The sequence below is a fragment of the Streptomyces sp. NPDC059256 genome (assembly GCF_042753785.1).
Lineage (GTDB): Bacteria > Actinomycetota > Actinomycetes > Streptomycetales > Streptomycetaceae > Streptomyces.
Window position 1 is genome coordinate 140040 of the sequence record NZ_JBHYZO010000008.1, and the last position, 20768, is coordinate 160807.

The window sequence follows — 20768 nt, forward strand, 5'->3', positions numbered from 1 at the left end:
CCGTGGCGCAAATGGGTCCATGCCCAATCCGTCACGTTCAAGGAGGAAGTCGCGATGTGGCAAAGTGGCCTGGCCACCGGGCCACAGGGTCCGCGTCTCGGAGGAGGCAGAGCCGTGTCAGAAACCCGTGCCCCGGGACCGGACCACCGGGAGGTGGCTCCGGGCACCGGTGCACCCTCGGTCGGCGCGGACACGCTCGCCACCTTGGGCAACCACTCGCCATCGGGGCACGTGGTCTCCCCACGAGCCCCGCGGCGACCCGAAAGAGCCACGGCCGGTGGCACCGCAGATGCAGCGTCGGAGGGCACCCGACAGCGGAATGCGCCCAATGAGTCGGAGGGGTCCATGGAGCACGGTGACAGCACACCGCCCGGCACGACCGAGGCCAAGGCGGCACAGCGGCCGAAACGCGGGAGGCGCGGTGGGGCCTCGCGTACCGATCCCGCCGTGAACCTCCAGCCCGTGCGACCCCTTGCCGTGCGCCCCCTGTCCGATCGGGTCGCCGATCAGATCCGCGAGTTCATCATCAGCGAGGACCTCGCCGAGGACACCCGACTGCCCGCCGAACGCGAGTTGGCCGTCCGGTTCGGCACCAGTCGTCCCACGGTGAGCCAAGCGCTGCGCACCCTCTCCCTGATGGGGCTGGTGGAGATCCGTCCCGGTTCCGGCGCCTACGTCGTGCATCGACCCGACCGGGTGATGACCGCGACGGTGGGGCTGATGCTCGATCTCGACCGGCAGTCGATCCCCCACCTCGCCCAACTACGGCTCTGGCTGGAGACCGTCGGCGTACAGGAGGCGATCGGTGCCCTGCGCGAGCGCTCGTCCCAGGTGGACGCGGGCGTACCCGACGGACTCGACGGACTCGACGATGTCCGCGCGGCGTTCGAACGGCTTCGGGAGAGCTCGGGAAACGTCTCCGCCTGGATCGCCGCGGACACCGTCTTCCACGCGACGATCGTGCGCCACTCGGGCAATCCGTTTCTCGCGTCCATCTACGAGTCGGTGCACACGGCCGTCATTCGCTATGAGTACGAGCCGTGGGTCAGGGCCCAGAGCATGCCCCCCTGGCTCGCGCCCGGAGAGGCCGAGCGGCTCATCGCCCTTCATGAGCCGATCATGGCCGCGATCGAGGCCGCGGACGCCCCGGCTGCCCTGGAAGCAGTGCGGCACCATCACGACACGCTGATGACGAACCTCCGCACACGCTGAATCGGCCCACCCGGCAGATCGTCCCGGGTCAGTTCAATGCCGGGGTCAGTTCAATGCCGGGTTCAGTGCTGGGGCGGGCGGGCGTCGCCGTCCGTCGGACCGGTCACCAGCGCCTCGCCCACGACCCGCTCGGCCATGGCCAGGCCCCAGAGATCCACGTCGGCGCGCAACTCTGCTTCGGCGACGGCTCGTGCGGCCTCGATCTCCACAGCGCCCTCGGCCAGGATGCGCGCCCGCTCCCGCTGGCCCTCGGCCCGGGCGGCGTCGATCAACGCCAGGCCGTCTTCATGGGCCTTCTGGCGGGTACGGGCGGCCTCGTGGCGCGCCTCGGCCAGGATGGCGTCACGCTCCGCGCGGACCTCCTCCGCCTCGGCACGCACGCGCTCGGCCTCGGCGGCAACTCCGTGGGTGGCCTGCTCCCGCCTGCTGATGATGTCCGCGGCCCGGGGCAACACCCAGCGGGCGAGCAGCACATAGACGATGGCGAAGGACAGCAGTCCGACCAGAATCTGATAGCCGCTGGGATTGAGCGGTCCAATGTCGAACGGCAGCAGATTCTCGTTCATGATTCTCGCCTACCCGTTCGACTCGCGCGGGAACCGTTCACACCAGGGGCAGTTGGTCGGTTTCCCCTGCGGTTCCACCACAAACTCCCATCTTCCCCGGGTGATGGCGGGAAGGTGTCTGGCCCGTGTCCGAAACAGCAGGTCACGTTCACTCGGAAGCAGTACACGGGGGCGTCCGAGCGGGAGGCATCGGGTCTTTCCCGTGCTGGGGGCCGTGTGCGACGTATTGGAAGTCTTGGACGTCTTGGAAGTCTTGGCGCCTGCCACCGAAGCCCCGACAGGTCTAAGCTCCGCGGATGACCTTGCAATGGGAACAGGTAGTCGTCCACTCGGTGGATCCGACAGCCTTGGGGCAGTGGTGGGCCGAGGCCCTGGGGTGGGTGGTGGTGCACTCCTCCGATGACGAGTTCGAGATCCGTCCGGCACCGGATCGTCTGCCCGGGTTGGAGTTCGTCCGCATCCATGAGAGCAAGAAGGCCAAGAGCCGACTGCACCTCGACTTCAGGCCCGACGACCAGGAAGCCGAGGTGGCTCGTCTGCTGGCTCATGGCGCACGGCGTACTGACATCGGCCAGGGTGATCAGCCGTGGGTCGTCCTGGCGGATCCCGAGGGCAACGAGTTCTGCGTCCTCAGCCAGCCGCGCCCCTAGGAGCTCCCTGCTCCGAGGCCCTGCCTCTCAGTCCTCACCGTGTGCACCCGGGAGGGTTCTGGCGCCGACACGGGCCGGCGGGTCGCCGATCGCGGGCATCGACCCCCGTCTCACCACAGGCCGCCGCACACGATGAGGACCAGGACGAGCAGCACGAGCAGCCGCCGCCACAGCGGGAGGAGACATCGGCGGTGGCACGGCTTCTGCGGCTGCGGCTGCGGCGCACCATGACGACGACCGAACACGGCGCTCAGCCCTCGGGGTTCAGCTCAAGGTGCTCCTCCAGTCGGGCGATGCGTCGATTCAACGGTTCGAGTTCCTTCCGGACGGCAACGGCGAGCGCTTCCCGTACATCCGTGGATGCCACCTGTCGCCCCTGACCGCTCTCCGCTCGCAGATGGACATAGCCCGCGAGTGCGGCGGTGACGGCTCGTCGGACGAGCTTGGGTTCCGCGCCGAGCCCCCTGAGGACCTGTCCGGCCACCCCGTCGGGCTCCACGGCCAGACCGAGCAGCAGATGCTCGCACCCGATGTAGTTGTGGCCGAGTGCGGTCGCTTCCGTGACCGCCAACTCCAACGCGGTGGCCGCGGGCCCGTCGAACCGGCGCGGATCGCCGTCCGGCACGGCGGTCTCCGACCGGTCGGGCTGTCGGCGGACCAGATCGCGCCCGACCTGCTCGGGCTCGATCTCCATGGCGCGCAGTACATGGAGGGCCAGGTTGGTGCCCTCATCCAGCAACGCGCCCAGCAGGTGCTCGGTCCCCATCCTCGGTGCACCGGCGTCCCGGGCCCGCTCCACCGCCAGTTCGAGCACGGTGCGCGTCCTCGCGGTGAAGTGCGCCAACGCGCCGGTGGGTTCCTTGTCGAGGTCGGCCACGACCGTCTCGCGAATGGCGGTCAGCCGCCGCACGGCCTGTTCCAGGGCCCGCTGGCAAACGGCCGACACGGGCACCCCCGCCTCCTTCACCGCTTCGGCCAGTTCATCGGGCAGATAGACGTTGATCTTCGGCATCGCACACCCCTCGGGTCGACTAGTAACCCCAAGATAACCCCCTTGGGGTTATCACCACAGAACTGTCGGCGCATCAAGGGCCAAAGCCGGCCAGTTGCCCTCCATGGCCCCCGCGCCGCCCCACCACATCCGGATCGCCCAGCGATTCGCCCCGCCGACCACCCGACTTTCACCAGCAGCAAACGGGCCGGCCGGCCTCCAGCCATCCCGGAGAGACACGAACCCAAATTCACCTAAAAACACAATATTCACGACAAACTGCCGGTCAGTCAGTCCCTTCTCACGGGACATCAGCACAAGGAGAGCCCTCCATGAGACGCTCGCTCGGCGCGCGCATCTGTCTGTCCGTCCTCCTCACGGTCCCTGCAATCGGCCTCGGCAGCGCATCCGCTGCAGCCGCAGAACCCGAACCCTCCCCCGGGGTCACGGCCTCCACCGGTACGTACGCCCTCGATTCCCGGCTGGAGAAGTCCCTGGGTGAACACGCGGCCGGCTCCTATCTGGACTCGACGACCGGCGAACTGGTGGTCGCCGTCACCGACGAGGCATCGGCGGAGCAGGTGCGCAGGACGGGCACTCGCGCACAGGTGGTCAAGCGCAGCACGGCCCAACTGGAGGCCGCCATGGCGGTCCTGGAGGAGCAGGCGAAGATCACCGGCACCTCCTGGGGCATCGATCCGTCGACCAATCAGGTCGCCGTGGAAGCGGACGAGTCCGTGTCCGAACGCTCCATCGCCCTGCTCAACACGGTGGCCGGCGGTCTGGACGACGCGGTGAGGATCAAACGGGTCCCCGGAGTCTTCAACAAGGAACTGGCGGGCGGGGACGCCATCTGGTCCTCGGGCTACCGCTGCTCCGCCGCCTTCAACGTGGTCAAGGACGGGGTGCGCTCCTTCCTCACCGCCGGACACTGCACCAACATCGCCGCCAGCTGGGCCACGAGCAGCGGTGGTCCCGAGGTGGGAACCCGTGAGGGCACCAGCTACCCGACCAACGACTACGGGATCATCCGCTACACGGACAACTCCCAGGCTGAGGGGACCGTCAACCTGTACGACGGCACCTTCCAGGACATCACGTCCGCCGCCGACGCCATCGTCGGGCAGGCCATCCAGAAGAGCGGTTCGACGACCCAGCTGACCAGCGGATCCGTCACGGCGGTGAACGTCACCGTGAACTACAGCGACGGGCCCGTCTACGGTCTGGTGCGGACGACGGCCTGCTCAGCAGGTGGCGACAGCGGGGGTGCACACTTCTCCGGCTCGACCGCCCTCGGCATCCACTCGGGAAGCTCCGGCTGTCGGGGCACCAACGGCTCGGCCCTCCACCAGCCGGTGACCGAAGCGCTGAGCGTCTACGGCGTGGCGGTCTACTGACCAACCCGAACATTCCGCGGACGCGGGCGCCCCCGGCTGCTGTCGGAGGCACTCGCGTCCACCCCCCATTAGTCGGGCGCGGTATGACGCCTCATCAGCCGTCGTGGTCGTACACCGTGACCGATATGTCCCGTGCAATCAGTCGCTCGACGATCAAGGGCTCGATCCGGGACCAGACTCCTCCCGCGAGCCCCGTGCCGATCCGCGGCATATGGACACTCGCCCCGCGCTCCACAGCCTCCTCGGCCACTGCTGCGAGCGCCGTGTCAATGGCGTCATAGCGAACGGGAGACCCCTTGCTCCCACGCTTCATCCCGCGCTGCCCCACCATGTTGGCCACCCAGACATACGGGCCCACCTGAACGAACTGCACCGCCCCGAGTCCGAAGTCATTGCGCGCACGCTCCCGGTGCCAGCGGCGATAGGACGCCTCCGGCTCCGGCCAGCGACGCGAAAGCGCCACCACGAACCCCTTGCCCCAGCCGCCCAGGTCATTGCAGACATGGGCGATCAGCTTGATCCCCTTGCCCTGAGGCGCGGTGGCATCTCCCCGTACGTACACGATCCCGGACATGCATCCCACCGTACGATCCACCACTGACAATCCGCCTGAGCGGGCCCCGGAGCGAGCGCTGTGGCATCACTCGCTCCGGATCCCACCGGCCGATCAACGCCCGTCGGTGAACGTCTCCCCCCGCTCGGCCTTCGCCACCAGCAACGCGGGGGGTTCGAAGCGCTCGCCATAGCGGGCCGCCAGCTCCCGAGAGCGCGCCAGGAAGCCGGGAACGCCACCGGCGTACCCGTTGATGTACTGGAGCACGCCGCCCGTCCAGGCCGGGAATCCGATGCCCATGATGGAGCCGATGTTGGCGTCGGCGACGGACGTCAGGACGCCCTCTTCCACACAGCGCACCGAGTCCAGCGCTTCGGCGAAGAGCATTCGCTCCTGCATGTCCTCGAAGGGCACGTCCACATCAGTTCGGGTGAAGTGGGTGCGCAGACCGGGCCAGAGGTGGGTGCGCCGCCCGTTCTCGTACTCGTAGAAACCGGCTCCCGCACTGCGGCCGGTGCGACCGAACTCGTCGACCATCCGGTCGATGACCTCGTCGGCGGGGTGCGCGATCCAGCGGTCGCCCGACTCCTCGACCGCGCGCCGGGTCTCCTCACGGATCCTTCGAGGCAGTGTCAACGTCAGTTCGTCCATCAGGGAGAGAACCTTGGCGGGATAGCCGGCCTGCGCCGCAGCCTGTTCGACGGACGCGGGGTCGATGCCCTCTCCGACCATGGCGACGCCTTCGTTGATGAACCGGCCGATGACCCGCGAGGTGAAGAACCCCCGGGAGTCCTGGACGACGATCGGTGTCTTCCCGATGTGGCGTACGAGGTCGAAGGCGCGGGCCAACGCCGGATCACCGGTGTGCTCGCCCCTGATGATCTCCACCAGCGGCATCTTGTCGACGGGTGAGAAGAAGTGGAGCCCGGCGAAGTCCGCGGGCCGCTCGACCCCTTTGGCCAGGAGGGTGATCGGCAGGGTCGAGGTGTTGGAACACAGCAGGGCGTCCGGGGCGACGATGTCCTGGATCTCCTGGAACACCTGGTGCTTGAGCGCGGTGTCCTCGAAGACGGCCTCGATCACCGCGTCACAGCCCGCGAGGTCCGCCGGATCCGCGGTGGGGGTGATACGAGCCAGCAGGGCGTCCCGTTTGGCCTCGGTGGTCCGGCCGCGGGAGAGCGCCTTGGCCAACAGTCGCTCCGCGTACGCCTTGCCGTTGCGTGCGCCGTCGAGTGACACGTCCTTGAGGACGACGTCGATCCCGGCCCGCGCACAGGAGTAGGCGATGCCCGCACCCATCATGCCCGCGCCGAGGACCGCCACCTTGCGGACCGGTCGCGGCTCGATGCCCCGCGGCCTGCTGGCGCCGGAGTTCACCGCCTGGAGATCGAAGAACAGGGCCTGGATCATGTTCTTCGCGGTCTGTCCGACGACCAGTTCGGTGAAGTAGCGCGCCTCGATGGTCTGCGCGGTCTCAAAGCCGACCTGGGACCCCTCGACGGCCGCGGCGAGGATGTTGCGCGGTGCGGGGAAGGGAGCGCCCCCCGTCTGCTTCTTGAGGTTCGCCGGATACGCCGGGAGGTCCGCGGCGAACCGCGGGTTGGAGGGGGTGCCACCGGGGATCTTGTACCCCTTGACGTCCCAGGGCTGCTGTGACTCGGGGTGGGCGTCGATGAAGGCGTGTGCCCGGGTCATCATGTCCTGTACCGAAGTGGCGACTTCGTGGACCAAGCCGTTCTCCAGGGCCCGTGCGGGGGTGTACTGGGTGCCCTGGAGGAGCAGTTTGAGCAGGGCGTCCGCGACGCCGAACAGCCGGACTGTCCGGGTGATGCCCCCACCGCCGGGAAGCAGCCCCAGGGTGACTTCGGGCAGACCGATCCGGGAGCCGGGAGCATCGAGCGCGATGCGGTGGTGACAGGCGAGGGCGATTTCGTAGCCGCCGCCGAGCGCTGCTCCGTTGATGGCGGCCACGACGGGTTTGCCGAGGGTCTCGATCCTGCGCAGCGCCTGTTTGACGGACATGCCGGCGTCGAAGATCTGCTGCGCATCCGCAGGTCCCGCCCGGAGGAGGTCCTTGAGGTCACCGCCGGCGAAGAAGGTCTTCTTGGCGGAGGTGACGATGATCCCCCGGATCGAGTCTCGTTCGGCTTCGGCTCGGTCGGCGACGGCGGAGAGCGCTTGTCGGAACGCCTGGTTCATGGTGTTGGCGGACTGGTGGGGGTCGTCGAGGACGAGGGTGACGACACCGGTGCCGTCCCGTTCCCAACGGATCACAGGGGTGCTCTCAGTGTTCTCAGTGCTCTCGGTGCTCTCGGTGCTCTCGGTCATGGCGGGTCCTTGGAATCCTGGTGGGCTGGACGGCTTGTCAGCTGGTCCGGGGATCCGGGGACGGGCATCTGCATTGCTCACGAGATGCCCCTGGCCCCGATGGGTGCTCGCCCGGGGTCGACGGCCGGGAAGGTGGCTGCCGGGGGACGGATGGGTTGTGTCTGACATATGACCTCGCACCGCCCGGAGAGCGGTGTCGGCTGCGTCCGGTGCTCACCCTCGGCCTGCGGCCGGGGGGTATCCCCGCATCGCAAGGCGGAGGGTCGCTCTCCTACCGGACGTACTCGGGTGACTCCGACAACGCAGCGAGGGGTACCTCCCGTACCGCCAGGCACAGGGGGAGGGCGTGCAGGGCGTCGCGGACCAGGCGCGATGGGTCAGACACGGCCTAGACGCGTTCCACCACGGTCGCGATGCCCATGCCACCCCCGACGCACAGGGTGACCAGCCCGTACCTCTTGTCCTGGCGTTCCAGTTCGTCGACGAGGGTGCCGAGGATCATCGCTCCCGTCGCGCCCAGCGGATGCCCCAGGGCGATGGCACCGCCATTGACGTTGATCCGATCCAAGGGCAGGTCCAGATCGCGGGCGAACCGCAGGACCACCCCGGCGAACGCCTCGTTGATCTCGATGAGGTCCATGTCCCCGATGGTGAGCCCGGCTCTGGCGAGCGCCTTGCGGGTGGCGGGCGCAGGCCCCGTGAGCATGATGGTCGGTTCCGACCCGGAGACGGCGGCGGAGACGATCCGCGCCCGTGGGGTGAGCCCGTACCGCTCGCCGATGGCGCGCGACCCGATCGCCACCAGCGCCGCCCCGTCGACGATGCCGGACGAGTTGCCCGCGTGGTGCACATGGTCGATCTGTTCGACCCAGTGGTACTTCTGGAGTGCCACCGCGTCGAAGCCACCGAGGTCGCCGATGCCCGCGAAGGCCGGCTTGAGCGCGGCGAGGGAGTCGGCGGTGGTGCCGGGGCGCATGTGTTCGTCGCGGTCGAGGACGACGAGGCCGTTGCGGTCGCGGACCGGAACGATCGACCGGTCGAAGCGGCCGTCCTTCCATGCCTGGGCGGCGCGCTCCTGCGAGAGCGCGGCGTACTCGTCGACGTCGCGGCGGGAGAAGCCCTCGATGGTGGCGATGAGGTCGGCCCCGATGCCCTGGGGGACGAAGCCGACCGTGTGATTGGTCATCGGGTCGGCGAACCAGGCGCCGCCGTCCGATGCCATCGGCACCCGGGACATGGACTCGACGCCGCCGGCGAGGACCAGGTCCTCCCAGCCGGAGCGGACCTTCATCGCCGCCATGTTGACTGCTTCCAGACCCGAGGCGCAGAAGCGGTTCTCCTGTACCCCGGCGACCGTGTCGGGGAGCCCGGCGGCGATGGCGGCGATCCGGGCGATGTCGGAGCCCTGGTCACCGACCGGGCCGACCACGCCGAGCACGACATCGTCGATCGCCGCGGGGTCGAGCGAGGGGTGGCGGCGACGGACCTCCTGGATCAGTCCGACGACGAGGTCGATCGGTTTGGTGCCGTGGAGCGCTCCGTCGGCCTTCCCGCGTCCGCGAGGAGTGCGGATCGCGTCGTACACATACGCTTCGGTACTCACGTCAACAGCCTTTCGGAGGTACGGGTCGCGGGCGGTCGCCTGCCGTCGGCTAGCTCGGAGCCACTGAGGTCCGGAGACCGGGAACGCCCCAGTCCCTGCCCACCGCCTCCGTGTCGGCGCCGGGCAGGGCGGGCCCGGTGCGCACCGCGCCTGGCGTCGCGGAGAATCGAGGGGCGGGGGCCGGCTGGACGACCCCGAGGTGGTCGACGAAGGTGCCACGGGCGGCGAGGTGCGGGTGCGTGGGCGCTTCCCGGAGGGAGAGAACCGGCGCGACACAGGCGTCGGTGCCTTCGAAGACCAGCGTCCACTGGTCACGGGTGCGGGTCTTGAACTGGGCGGCGATGGCCTCACGCAGCTCACCCCAGCGTGCGAAGTCCTTGCGGGCGGGCACCTCGCCCTCGACGCCGAGGAGTCGGATGAACTCTCGGTAGAACTGCTGCTCCAGCGGGGCGACTGCCATGTACTCGCCGTCGGCGGTCTCGTACGTGCCGTAGAAGGGGCAGCCGCCGTCCAGCAGATTGCTGCCGCGGCGGTCCTGCCAGCCTCCGGCCGCCATCATGGCGTGGACCATGGTGGAGAGGTGGCTTGCGCCGTCGACGATGGCGGCATCGACGACTTGACCCCGGCCCGTTCCCGTACGGGCGTGTTGCAGTGCGGCCAGCACTCCGATCACCAGGTAGAGCGAGCCGCCCGCGTAGTCCCCGAGGATGTTGGCCGGCGCGACCGGGGGCTCGTCGGGTTTGCCGATCATGCCGAGGGTGCCGGTGACGGCGATGTAGGCGAGGTCGTGGCCGGCTCGTTCGGCGAGCGGCCCGTCCTGGCCCCAGCCGGTCATCCGGCCGTAGACCAGTTGGGGGTTGCGCACGTGGCATTCGGCGGGTCCGACGCCGAGCCGTTCGGCGACGCCTGGCCGGTAGCCCTCGATCAGGATGTCCGCGCGCTCCACCAGGTCGAGGACCTGGACGACGCCCTGCTCGGTCTTTAGATCGATGAGGACGGACCGTTTGTTGCGATTGGTGAGGTCGTACGCCGGGTCGATGGCCAGCCCCGCACCACCGGGTCGGTCGACGCGGACCACATCGGCTCCGAGGTCGGCAAGCAGCATGGCGGCGAACGGCCCGGGGCCGATGCCCGCGAGTTCCACCACGCGTACGCCCGTGAGCGGTCCGTGGGTGTGTGCTGTCGTGCGGGTCGGCTCGGGCGTGGCCGTCATCGGGCTCCCAGCAGTAGATGGAACGGATATGACAGATGCGAAGGTATGACAGAACTGATGCGACATCGGTGATGGTAAGAACGCGTTCCACTCGTGACAAGGTTCCCGCCCGGGCGCCGGGCGCGTCGCTTTGACGGACCCGACCGGGCGCCGCCACCCGGCTCCGGCAGGGCCCGGATCGCCCACGGCAAGCCCGTCTTCTTCCGGTGCGCGCGTGCACGCTAGCCTCGGCTGCCGTGGACAGCGGCGCGAGGGCGGAGGAACCAGTGAACGGCCAGGACGGGACCGGCGGCACAGAGCGTCCCCATGACATCGTGATCTTCGGAGCGACCGGGTTCGTCGGCGAACTCACCGCCCGGTACCTCGCCCGACACGCACCCGAGGGGTGCCGCTGGGCCATTGCCGGCCGCAGTCGACAGAAACTCGAACAACTGCGCAATTCGCTCTCCGTGCAGCATCCCGAGTGCGCCGAGCTGCCCCTCATCGTGGCGGCGTCCGACGACGCCCGGGCGGTCGGTGAACTCGCCGCCTCCGCCCGGGTGGTGGCATCGACCGTCGGCCCCTACCTCTGGCACGGGGAGGGGTTGGTCGCCGCCTGCGCCGATGCCGGCACCGACTACCTCGACCTCACCGGCGAGCCGGAGTTCGTCGATCTGATGTTCGTGCGCCACGATGCGCGGGCCCGGGAGACCGGCGCCCGACTGGTCCACGCCTGCGGGTTCGACTCCGTGCCGCACGATCTCGGTGTCTACTTCACCGTCCGCGAGCTTCCCGAAGGCGTGCCGTTGAAGGTGGACGGGTTCGTTCGTACCCGTGCCGCGTTCTCCGGCGGCACCCTCGCATCGGCACTCAATGTGCTGGGGCGGGGAAGGAAGTCCTTGCAGGCCGCGCGGGAGCGCAGGTTGCACGAGCCGCGGCTGGTGGGACGACGGGCCCGGTCACCGTTGGGGGGTCCCCGATTCAGTCGGGAAACCGGCGCCTGGGCGCTGCCGCTACCGCTGATCGATCCGCAGATCATCGCGCGTTCGGCCCGTGCGCTCCCCCGCTACGGCCCGGACTTCCGCTACCGGCACTACGCGGCGGTGAACTCGCTCCCGGTGGCCCTCGGCGGGGTGGCCGCCGTGGGCACCCTGGTGGGGCTCGCCCAACTCCCCCTGGCCCGAAGGTGGTTCTCGACGGTGGTCAAACCGGGCGATGGTCCCACCGAGGAGCGTCGGGCCAGGAGTTGGTTCTCGGTGCGCTTCGTGGGCGAGGGAGGCGGGCGGAAGGTCTACACGGAGGTGTCGGGGGGAGATCCCGGCTACGACGAGACGGCGAAGATCTTCGCGGAATCCGCGCTGTCGCTGGCCTTCGACCCGTTGCCGAACCACTCGGGACAGCTGACGCCGGCGGTCGCCATGGGCGACGCGTTGCTGGAACGGCTCCAGACGGCGGGCATCCGCTTTCGGGTGGCGGCCCGCTGCTGAGACCTCGGCCGCGCGGGACCGGTCGGGCTCGGACACCGCGGCACGGGCTCAGACACCGCGACCGGACTCCGTAGGAGCCACGGAGGAGACGGCCTCGGCAAGGGCATCGCGGCAGAGCCGATCGGCCCGGCGTGTGCTCTCCGGAAGCCGGAAGCGGGACGCCAACTGGAGGGTGTGGGCGCAGGCGTGGTCGAGGGAGATCCGGTGTCCGACCGATACGTACACGGGCTTCACCCGGTCCTGGGTGCGTAGTGCGCGGCCGACCTCCTCGCCATCGTCGGCGATCAGGGGCGCGGTTTCGCCGCGGTGCGGACCGGGTTCGTGATGGCTGAAGACGAACGGGTTCTTGGCCACACCGATGCTGGGCAGTCCCGTCAGCACGCCCAGATGGCTCGCGAGGCCGAACCTCCGTGGATGCGCCCGCCCATAGCCGTCGCACACGAGCAGCCCCGGATCACCCGTCAGTGCGGCCAGCGCGCCGAGTACGGCGGGGATCTCCCGGAAGGCCAGGAGGCCGGGTACGTAGGGAAAGGCGACCCTGCACACCGCGGTGCTCTGCTCGATGACCGTGTGGGTGCGGGCATCGAGGACGACGGCTGCCGCGGCGACGAGATCGAGGTCGTCGTCGTAGGCCACGTCCACGCCGGTCACGTGTCCCGTGCCGGGCTCCGGTCCCGGTTCGTCCAGAACGAGTCGATCCCGCAGTGCGTCTTGAACCGCCAGGGCGGTGCTTTCGTCGGCGGGCCAGTCGGCGGGCAGGTCAATGATCTTCATGGTGCGCCTCAGCGTAGGGGCTGTGGTGATTCGGTTCGGAGGTGTCCAGCGAGCTCAGTCGGCGTTCAGGACGGCGATACCGGCCTCCCCCTCGTCGAACCGCGCGAAGAGCTCTTCGAGCACGGCAGGTCCCGCGTGGTGGATGAGGAGTACGGCCTGTTTGTCGCCGTCCAGTTCGGCGGGGACGAAGTCGGTCGCGATCTCCCTGCGCATCAGGGCCACCCGATCCGCATCGGCGGCATCGCGCGGGAGATCGATCAACTGCTCACCCAATCGGCCCGGGTGATCGGCCAGATCGTGGAGGAGCACCTGTCGGGAGGCCATGAGGCTGACCGCGAGCCGGTCACCGGTGCGCTCGTACCGTGCCGACAGGTCGTGCGGCAGCAGGTAGAACACTCCCTCCTCCCCCTCGTGGCCGCGGTTGAGCAGTACGGAGACCATGCGCTCGCCGGGGTCGGCCGATCCCTCGTCGAGCGCGAGCAGCACACCGATGTCGTCCGGGTCGAACGCCGGAACCGCAGTGATCCACATACCGGGTGAGTCATCCATGACCGGCATGGAAGCACACGGCACCGACAGTCCTGCCACTCGGCCACCACGCCGTCGCCCGCCCCGGTGCGCGCAGAGTCCGTGGCGTAGCCTGACGGCCATGTTCGTACTGGAGTTGACGTACACGGGTGGCTCGGAGCGGGCCGATGAGCTGATGGACGCGCATCTGACCTGGCTGAACACCTGGTACGAGAAGGGTGTCTTCCTGGCGTCCGGGCGGAAGGACCCGCGCGACGGCGGGGTGATCCTGGCGGTGGGCGACGACCGTGAGCAGATCGAGCGGATCGCCGCGGACGACCCCTTCACCACCGGCGGGGTGTGTGAGTACCGGATCACGGAGTTTATCGCCACGCGGACGGTTCCGGAACTCGCCCCCTACCGCCAGCACCCCAGGTCCTAGTCCAGGGCGGGGCTGAGGCTGGCCTGCGCCTTCGTCTCGGTCTCCGCCTCCGCCTCCGCCTTATAGGTCTCCGCCTCCGCCTCCGCCTTAGTTGGAAACGGGCACGGGCAGCGGTCGGGGCCTTTCGTCCCCTCGGTCCCGACCGCATCGGCGCTTTCGGTCGTCTCAGTATTCTCAGTCGTCTCAGTGCTTTCGGGCGTCTCTGTGCTTTCGGGCGCTACGGTTCCAGCCGGGCGACCCTGCCCTTCTCCCCCGAAGCCCAGCAACCGGTGTCCGCGGCGCAGTCGACGGTGTCGTACGAGCCGGTGTCGACGGTGTGCCAGTTCCTGCCTCCGTCCACGGTCAGATCCGTACCGGTCGGACCGACGGCGAGCGCCGCGACCAAGGTGTGGGGCAGCCAGGTCACACCGGATCGATAGGCGGGCGGCGGGGACGTCGCCGGCCGCCAGTTCCGTCCGCCGTCCCGGCTCACGGCAGCGGCCTGCGGCGACGGCTGGCCGGTGCGGTAGTCACCGCCGACCGCCAGTCCGTGTCCACGGCCGTGGAAGGCGAGGGCGAACACCCCTCGGGCGGGATCGGCGGCGGGGATGCCGGACTCGGTGACCGACCAGGTCGAGCCCCGGTCGGCGGAGTGGAAGACTCTGGCCGTCGCTCCTCCCCCGGTCGCGAACCACACATCGCGGGGGCCGGAGCTGACCAGGCACTGGCCGCTGGCCGCAAAACCCGCTTCACCCTGCTGGGCGGGGGGCATTCCGGCGCTGGGGAGCACGCGCCAGGAGCGTCCGCCGTCGCGGGTGGCGAGGATGCGGAACGCGCCGTCCACCGGGTCGCTCAGGGCGAGCCCATGGCGGCTGTCGAAGAAGGTCATGCAGTCGTAGAAGGCCCGCGGGTCCGCGTTGCGGAAGGACTCGGTCCAGGAGGCTCCGCCGTCGCTGGTGCGCAGGACGCGGGACGCCTCGCCCTCCCCGATGGCGAGGACCACCGCCCTGCGCTGGTCGAACGCCTCGACATCGCGGAACTCCAACCCCTCGGCACCTGGTGGTGAGACGTTTCGCCAGCTGCGACCGGCGTCGGCCGTGCGCAGCACCGTGCCCTTGGAGCCGGCTACCCAGGCGGTGGTGCGGCTGACCGCGGCGAGCCCGCGGAAGCGTACGTCGGTGCCGGTGCCCTTCAGGCTCCAGATCGTCGCGCGTGGGGTTCGCTCGTCGTGCCCGCCGGCGGTCTGATGGTCGTTGCCGACGGGTGCCGCCTGCGCCGGAGTCAGCAGGGAGGCGGCGAGTACGGCTGCACCCAGCCCCATCGACACCAACCGTCTCGTCTTCCCCATGGAGGTCATGGCGCTGGAAGCTAGCCCAGCGGCCCCGGCCCGTCCAGGGCGCGATCCGGCCTCCCCGGCGGGCGCTCCCGGGTGCGGGCCGCGGCACTCGTTCCTACGCTGGAACCATGGCCCAGCCCAAGGAGTACACAGGCCGGGAGATCACCGTGACCTTCGCGCCCCGGCGCTGTCTCCACGCGGCCGAGTGCGTCCGAGGACTGTCCCAGGTCTTCGACCTCGAACGGCGCCCCTGGATCTCCCCGGACGACGCACCGGCGGACCAGGTCGCCGAGGTGGTGCGCCGCTGCCCTTCTAGCGCCCTGCGCTACCAGTACTCCGACGGCACGGACGAGGAACCCGACCGACCCACCCTGGTCACTCCCACCGCAGTGGGGCAACTGGTGATCCGGGGCGATCTGATCGTCCGGTCGGAGGAGGGCGACAGCCAGGAGACCAGAGTGACTCTCTGTGGTTGCGGAGCTAGCGAAAACCAACCGTACTGCGACCATTCGGGCCGCTGTGGCACCGAGTGACCAACTGAGCGAAGCGGAGCGCGACGGTATACGCAGGACCGGGCCCCTGCCTGCTGCGGGCGTCGCCCGATCGGAGCCTCGGTGACACAACTCACGCAGCTCCACGATGCACGCGATGGCCGATTCCCACGTCTTCACCCCTGTGAGTGAGGCGCGAGCCGACCATGTGCAAAGGAGCATTTTCTTGTCGACCGTCACCGTCATCGAGCAGGCCCTCCAGGCGCGTCTGGTCGCTTCAGCGCCCCGCATGGCGACCGTCCCGGTGACGCTGCGTTATGACTCAAGAGACCCTTTTGCCGTTCGGATGCATTTCCCGGCCCCCGCGACCCTGGAGGACTCCGAGGTCACCTGGGCCTTTGGACGAGAGCTGCTGGCGGCAGGGGTCAGCGCACCGTCCGGAGTCGGCGATGTACGCGTACGGCCCTACGGCTACGACCGGACGGCTGTGGAGTTCCGTGCGCCCCAAGGGGTGGCGATCGTGCATCTGCGCACCGGTGAGCTGCGCCGATTCCTGCGAAGGGCGCAGGGTGCGGTGCCCTGGGGGCGGGAGTACCAGTACCTCAACCTCGACCAGGGACTGTCCGAGTTGCTGCGCAACGGCCGCTGAGGGCTGTCCCGCAGTACTCGGCGGGCGCCAGGCCATAAGCGCCAGCGCTCAGGCCAGGTCTGAGCACCCCGCCCGGTCTGCCGTCGGACCCGCACTTCGTCTCACACGGCTGGCCGGGAGGAGGACGACCCCGTGCCCTGCCGACCCACGCGGGTTCAACCGACCGGCTCATGCGGATCAGCACCGACCCGATCCTCGGGCGTGCGCATCGATATCGCATTGACAGTGCCCCCCGGCCCTTCTTACGGTGGGACCGTTCCATTGCCGCTCGTGAGGAGAAGGACGTTGCTCGTCTGAGGTCTGAGACACCGTGTGCCACCGCCGTTCCGGCAGGTGTGCAGCGCGTGCGACCTCGGCCCCATGAGCCGTCCTGACCGCCCGGCGTTTTCCCCCTTCCGGCGTGGCCTCGCACACGTATCCCGGTGTCTCCCGTTGCTGCCTTGTACGAACCAAGCAACCCGGAGGCTCCATGTCTACTGCCCCCACTTTCATCACCTGCTCCGCCCTCTCCTTCGCCTGGCCGGACGGAACGGCGGTCTTCGACGACTTCCACCTCTCGGTAGGCCCGGGCCGCACCGGGCTCATCGGGCTCAACGGCTCGGGGAAGTCGACCCTGCTCAAACTGATCGCCTCGGACCTCGCCCCCACCGAGGGCACGGTCCGCACCATGGGCGAGGTCGGCTACCTCCCGCAGAACGTGGTGCTCGACACGGAGTTGCGCGTCGACGACGTCCTGGGCATCGCGGCGAAACGCAACGCGCTGCACGCCATCGAGGCGGGTGAGGCGAGCGAGGAGAACTTCACAACGGTGGGGGACGACTGGGACATCGAGGAGCGGGCCCGTGCAACGCTCGACCAACTCGGCCTCGGCCGCATCGGACTCGACCGTACGCTCGGCGAGGTGTCCGGCGGCGAGGGCGTGCTGTTGCGCCTCGCCGCACTGACACTGGCCCGACCCGCCGTCCTGCTGCTCGACGAACCGACGAACAACCTGGACCTCCATGCGCGACGGCGGTTGTACGACACCGTGGACTCCTGGTCCGGCGTGATGGTGGTGGTCAGCCACGATCGCGAACTCCTGGAACGGGTGGACCAGATCGCCGACCTACGCGAAGGCGAGGTCGCCTGGTACGGAGGGAACTACTCCGCGTACGAGGAGGCGCTCGCGGTCCAGCAGGAGGCGGCCGAGCGCATGGTCCGGGTAGCGGAGGCCGACGTCCAGCGGCAGAAGCGCGAGTTGGCGGCGGCCCAGGTGAAGTTGACCCGCCGCAAGCGCTACGGCCAGAAGATGTACGACACCAAACGCGAACCCAAGATCGTGATGGGCGAGCGCAAGCGGTCGGCGCAGGTGAGCGCGGGCAAGCACCAGATCATGCACGCCGGAAAGCTGGCCGAGGCCAAGGAACGGCTCGACGAAGCCGTGGAAGCGGTCCGGGACGACGACGAGATCCGCATCGAACTCCCCTACACCCAGGTCCATCCGGGTCGGGGGGTGCTGCGGCTCACGGAGTTGGAACCGCGCTACGGAGCTCCGTTCCAGGGCGAGTTCGAGTTGCGCGGTCCCGAGCGGGTCGCCCTGGTGGGTCGCAACGGCGCGGGCAAGACCACGTTGCTGCGCACGATCGCGGGCGAGGTGGAACCGGTCTCGGGCCAGGCGGACACGGAGGTCCCCCTGCGCTTCCTTCCGCAACGGCTCGACGTCCTCGTCGATGAACTGAGTGTCGTGGAGAACGTGGCACGGTTCGCCCCGGCCGCAACCAACAACCGAATCCGGGCGCAGCTCGCGCGCTTCCTGTTCCGTGGCGCGCGGGCGGACCAGCTCGCGGGGACCCTCTCGGGCGGGGAGCGCTTCCGGGCGACGCTCGCCGCGCTGCTCCTCGCGGAACCGGCACCACAGCTGTTGATGCTCGACGAGCCGACCAACAATCTCGACATGGCCAGTGTGCGCAGGTTGACGGCGGCGCTGGACGCCTATGAGGGGGCGTTGATCGTGGCCAGCCACGATGTGCCATTCCTGGAGTCCATCGGCGTCACGCGCTGGCTCCTGTTGGACGGCGGGCTCCATGACATCACCGTGGAGGACGTACGCGAGGGGCGGTTGGACGTGCCCCAGTAGTCCGGTGCCGCGGCAGTCCGGTGCCGCGGCAGTCGTGGTCCATCGGCGCTGCCTCGTCACTCGGTTGCCAACGGCCAGGAATCCAGACAGAGGGTGTCCGGATTCCTGGCTAGCGTCATCGGCATGCCCGAGAACATCGTCATCACCGGCGCCCGTGAGAACAACCTCCGAGACGTCTCCCTCGCCCTCCCCAAGAACCGGATCACGGTCTTCACCGGAGTCTCGGGGTCGGGGAAGTCCTCCCTGGTCTTCGACACCATCGCCGTCGAATCACAACGCCAGCTGAACGAGACCTTCACCTCGTTCCTGCGGAACCGGCTGCCGAAGTACGAGCGCCCGCACGCCGACGCGATCGATGAGCTCTCGGTGGCGATCGTCGTCGACCAGAAACCCATCGGCGGCAATGTGCGCTCCACCGTGGGCACGATGACCGATATCTACTCGGTGCTGCGCGTCCTGTTCTCCCGCCACGGCACCCCGAGCGCGGGGGCCGCGACCGCGTACTCCTTCAACGATCCGTCCGGGATGTGCCCGGAGTGCGACGGTGTGGGCAGCACCGTGGGTCTCGATCTCGACCGCGCCATCGACTGGTCGGCATCGTTGCGGGGCGGCGCGCTGCTGCTCCCGGGCCTGTCCGTGGGCAGTTGGGAATGGAAGCTCTACGCCGAGTCGGGCCAGTTCGATCCCGACAAGCCCCTGGACGACTACACCGACGACGAACGTGAACTGCTCCTCCACGGAATGGACTCCACCGTGCCGGTGCAGTTCGAATCGGGTGCGGTCCAGATGCGCTTCGAAGGCGTGGTCGGCCGGTTCACCAGGCTCTTCCTCAATCGGGACACCGCCGGCTTGTCCGTCAAGCGGAGGGAGGCGGCAGCCCGGTTCGTGACCCAGAGCCGGTGCCACACCTGCGCTGGTGCGCGGCTCAACAAAGCGGCACTCTCCAGTCGCATCGACGGTCTCAACATCGCGGACTGGGCCGCGATGGAGGTCGCCGACCTCGTGGGGGTACTCGGTCGAATCCACGATCCGGTGGCCTCCGTCATCGCAGACGCGGCCCGGGAGAAGGTGGAGCGCCTGGTGGGAATCGGTCTGGGCTATCTCTCGCTCGACCGGGAGACCACCACCCTCTCCGGCGGTGAAGGACAACGGCTGAAGATGATCCGGCATCTGGGGAGTTCACTCACCGGACTCACCTTCATCTTCGACGAGCCCAGCGCGGGTCTGCACGCCCGCGATGTGAGCCGGTTGAACGATTTGCTGATCCGGCTGCGCGATCGGGGCAACACCGTGTTGGTGGTCGAGCACGACCCGGATGTGATCACCATCGCGGACCATGTCGTCGACATGGGCCCCGGTGCCGGTCGGCACGGTGGTCATGTGGTCTACGAGGGTTCGGTCGCCGGGCTGCGCGCGGCCGACACACCCACGGGTAGGGCACTGCGCAGTCCGCTGGAGGTCAAGCAGTCATCACGCACCCCCACGGGTTGGCTGCCGTTGACCGGTGCCGCCCTGCACAACCTCCAGAACGTCGACGTGCGGTTCCCGACCGGGGTCCTGACGGCGGTGACGGGGGTCGCCGGCTCGGGCAAGTCCACACTGGTGTCCCAGGTGTTCACGGCGGCCCACCCGGAAGCCGTGGTGATCGACCAGGGCGCGATCACGGCCTCTTCCCGGTCGACACCGGCCTCGTTCCTCGGGCTCATGGACACCATCCGCGCGGTGTTCGCGCGGGCCAACGGCGTGTCACCCGGCCTCTTCAGCTTCAACTCCGAGGGGGCCTGCGCCACCTGCTCAGGGCGGGGCGTCATCCACACCGACCTCGCCTTCATGGACCCGGTGACGCTGACCTGCCCCGACTGCGAGGGTCGGCGCTTCCACTCGACCGTGCTGGAGCACCGGGTGAAGGGCGCGTCCATCGTCGACGTACTGGAGATGACCGCGGCCCAGGGCATCGACTTCTTCGAGGACCCCACACTGCTGCGCAAACTGCACACCTTGAACGAGGTGGGGCTGACCTATCTGACCCTGGGGCAGCCACTGAGCTCGCTGTCGGGCGGGGAACGGCAGCGTCTCAAGTTGGCCACTCAACTTCACCGTACGGGAAGTGTGTATGTGCTGGACGAGCCGACCACCGGACTCCATCGGGCCGACGTGGCTGTGCTGGTCTCTTTGCTGGATCGCCTGGTGGACGCGGGAAACTCGGTGATCTGCGTCGAGCACCATATGGACGTGGTGAAACGGGCGGACTGGATCATCGATATGGGGCCGGAGGGCGGCAAGCACGGCGGCACCGTGGTCTTCGCCGGTACGCCGCGAGGGCTGCTCGCGGACCGCAAGTCGTTCACCGCCGATTACCTCCGCCGTGACCTGGGGCTGGAGTAGACGCTTCCGCGCTGCGGGCGGCCTGGCGCACGGCGGGCCGTCGCCGCCGCGAACCCCATCCGAATCGTCCGGCCCGACCCGAACGAAGGGCGAATCGTTCCGTCTGACGG

At 69.0% G+C, this 20768-nt stretch carries 18 protein-coding genes; 9 read left to right on the forward strand and 9 right to left on the reverse strand.

Annotated elements, in window-relative coordinates; genetic code table 11:
- Positions 1–114: 114 nt before the first annotated feature.
- Positions 115–1212 carry a FadR/GntR family transcriptional regulator gene (locus tag ACFXJL_RS19915; RefSeq protein WP_384694158.1) on the forward strand — a complete coding sequence of 366 codons (1098 nt, stop codon included), beginning with the start codon at positions 115–117 and terminating at the stop codon, positions 1210–1212.
- Between the two features lie 62 nt (positions 1213–1274).
- On the opposite strand, the gene ACFXJL_RS19920 is transcribed toward ACFXJL_RS19915, so the two are convergent.
- Positions 1275–1778, reverse strand: coding sequence for a hypothetical protein (locus ACFXJL_RS19920; protein WP_329025004.1), 504 nt, complete (start codon positions 1776–1778; stop codon positions 1275–1277).
- A gap of 296 nt (positions 1779–2074) precedes the next feature.
- On the opposite strand from ACFXJL_RS19920, the gene ACFXJL_RS19925 reads away from it, so the two are divergent.
- Positions 2075–2428: a VOC family protein gene (locus ACFXJL_RS19925; protein WP_358879323.1), complete on the forward strand. Its 354-nt coding sequence runs from the start codon at positions 2075–2077 to the stop codon at positions 2426–2428.
- Positions 2429–2678: 250 nt separating this feature from the next.
- On the opposite strand, the gene ACFXJL_RS19930 is transcribed toward ACFXJL_RS19925, so the two are convergent.
- Entirely contained in the window at positions 2679–3440 is a 762-nt protein-coding gene (locus ACFXJL_RS19930) for a Clp protease N-terminal domain-containing protein (protein WP_384694162.1), read from the reverse strand.
- Positions 3441–3751: 311 nt separating this feature from the next.
- Between ACFXJL_RS19930 and ACFXJL_RS19935 the strand changes: the two genes are divergently transcribed.
- A complete protein-coding gene (locus ACFXJL_RS19935) occupies positions 3752–4816 on the forward strand; it encodes a S1 family peptidase (protein ID WP_358879327.1) in 1065 nt (354 codons plus the stop codon).
- Positions 4817–4910: 94 nt separating this feature from the next.
- Here the strand turns inward: ACFXJL_RS19935 and ACFXJL_RS19940 are convergent, their stop codons facing one another.
- The 4 genes from ACFXJL_RS19940 to ACFXJL_RS19955 all read right to left on the reverse strand — a co-directional run bounded on the left by ACFXJL_RS19940 (position 4911) and on the right by ACFXJL_RS19955 (position 10513).
- Positions 4911–5390 (reverse strand): Appr-1-p processing protein, encoded by a 480-nt coding sequence (locus ACFXJL_RS19940; protein WP_384694165.1) that lies wholly within the window; start codon positions 5388–5390, stop codon positions 4911–4913.
- 93 nt (positions 5391–5483) lie between these two features.
- Positions 5484–7697, reverse strand: a complete 2214-nt coding sequence (locus tag ACFXJL_RS19945; protein WP_384694168.1) for a 3-hydroxyacyl-CoA dehydrogenase NAD-binding domain-containing protein — start codon at positions 7695–7697, stop codon at positions 5484–5486.
- A gap of 388 nt (positions 7698–8085) precedes the next feature.
- Positions 8086–9300 (reverse strand): acetyl-CoA C-acetyltransferase, encoded by a 1215-nt coding sequence (locus ACFXJL_RS19950; protein WP_358879330.1) that lies wholly within the window; start codon positions 9298–9300, stop codon positions 8086–8088.
- Between the two features lie 49 nt (positions 9301–9349).
- The gene (locus ACFXJL_RS19955; RefSeq protein ID WP_384694171.1) at positions 9350–10513 is read right to left on the reverse strand and encodes a CaiB/BaiF CoA transferase family protein; all 1164 of its coding nucleotides are present in this window, start codon (positions 10511–10513) and stop codon (positions 9350–9352) included.
- 266 nt (positions 10514–10779) lie between these two features.
- On the opposite strand from ACFXJL_RS19955, the gene ACFXJL_RS19960 reads away from it, so the two are divergent.
- A complete protein-coding gene (locus ACFXJL_RS19960) occupies positions 10780–11979 on the forward strand; it encodes a saccharopine dehydrogenase family protein (protein WP_384694174.1) in 1200 nt (399 codons plus the stop codon).
- A 48-nt stretch (positions 11980–12027) separates the two neighbouring features.
- Here the strand turns inward: ACFXJL_RS19960 and ACFXJL_RS19965 are convergent, their stop codons facing one another.
- On the reverse strand, positions 12028–12753 hold the full coding sequence (locus tag ACFXJL_RS19965) for an endonuclease V (RefSeq protein WP_384694177.1): 726 nt from the start codon (positions 12751–12753) through the stop codon (positions 12028–12030).
- 54 nt (positions 12754–12807) lie between these two features.
- The gene (locus ACFXJL_RS19970; RefSeq protein ID WP_384694180.1) at positions 12808–13302 is read right to left on the reverse strand and encodes a hypothetical protein; all 495 of its coding nucleotides are present in this window, start codon (positions 13300–13302) and stop codon (positions 12808–12810) included.
- Positions 13303–13402: 100 nt separating this feature from the next.
- Between ACFXJL_RS19970 and ACFXJL_RS19975 the strand changes: the two genes are divergently transcribed.
- Positions 13403–13702: a YciI family protein gene (locus ACFXJL_RS19975; protein ID WP_384633521.1), complete on the forward strand. Its 300-nt coding sequence runs from the start codon at positions 13403–13405 to the stop codon at positions 13700–13702.
- A 217-nt stretch (positions 13703–13919) separates the two neighbouring features.
- Here ACFXJL_RS19975 and ACFXJL_RS19980 read toward each other — a convergent pair whose 3' ends face one another.
- A complete protein-coding gene (locus tag ACFXJL_RS19980; RefSeq protein ID WP_384694183.1) occupies positions 13920–15029 on the reverse strand; it encodes a WD40/YVTN/BNR-like repeat-containing protein in 1110 nt (369 codons plus the stop codon).
- Positions 15030–15145: 116 nt separating this feature from the next.
- Between ACFXJL_RS19980 and ACFXJL_RS19985 the strand changes: the two genes are divergently transcribed.
- The 4 genes from ACFXJL_RS19985 (at position 15146) to ACFXJL_RS20000 (ending at position 20658) form a co-directional block, all read left to right on the forward strand.
- Entirely contained in the window at positions 15146–15550 is a 405-nt protein-coding gene (locus ACFXJL_RS19985; RefSeq protein ID WP_384694186.1) for a (4Fe-4S)-binding protein, read from the forward strand.
- Between the two features lie 247 nt (positions 15551–15797).
- On the forward strand, positions 15798–16157 hold the full coding sequence (locus ACFXJL_RS19990) for an SsgA family sporulation/cell division regulator (protein WP_329027886.1): 360 nt from the start codon (positions 15798–15800) through the stop codon (positions 16155–16157).
- 469 nt (positions 16158–16626) lie between these two features.
- Positions 16627–18273 (forward strand): ABC-F family ATP-binding cassette domain-containing protein, encoded by a 1647-nt coding sequence (locus ACFXJL_RS19995; RefSeq protein ID WP_384694189.1) that lies wholly within the window; start codon positions 16627–16629, stop codon positions 18271–18273.
- Between the two features lie 123 nt (positions 18274–18396).
- A complete protein-coding gene (locus ACFXJL_RS20000) occupies positions 18397–20658 on the forward strand; it encodes an ATP-binding cassette domain-containing protein (RefSeq protein WP_384694192.1) in 2262 nt (753 codons plus the stop codon).
- Positions 20659–20768 lie beyond the last annotated feature (110 nt).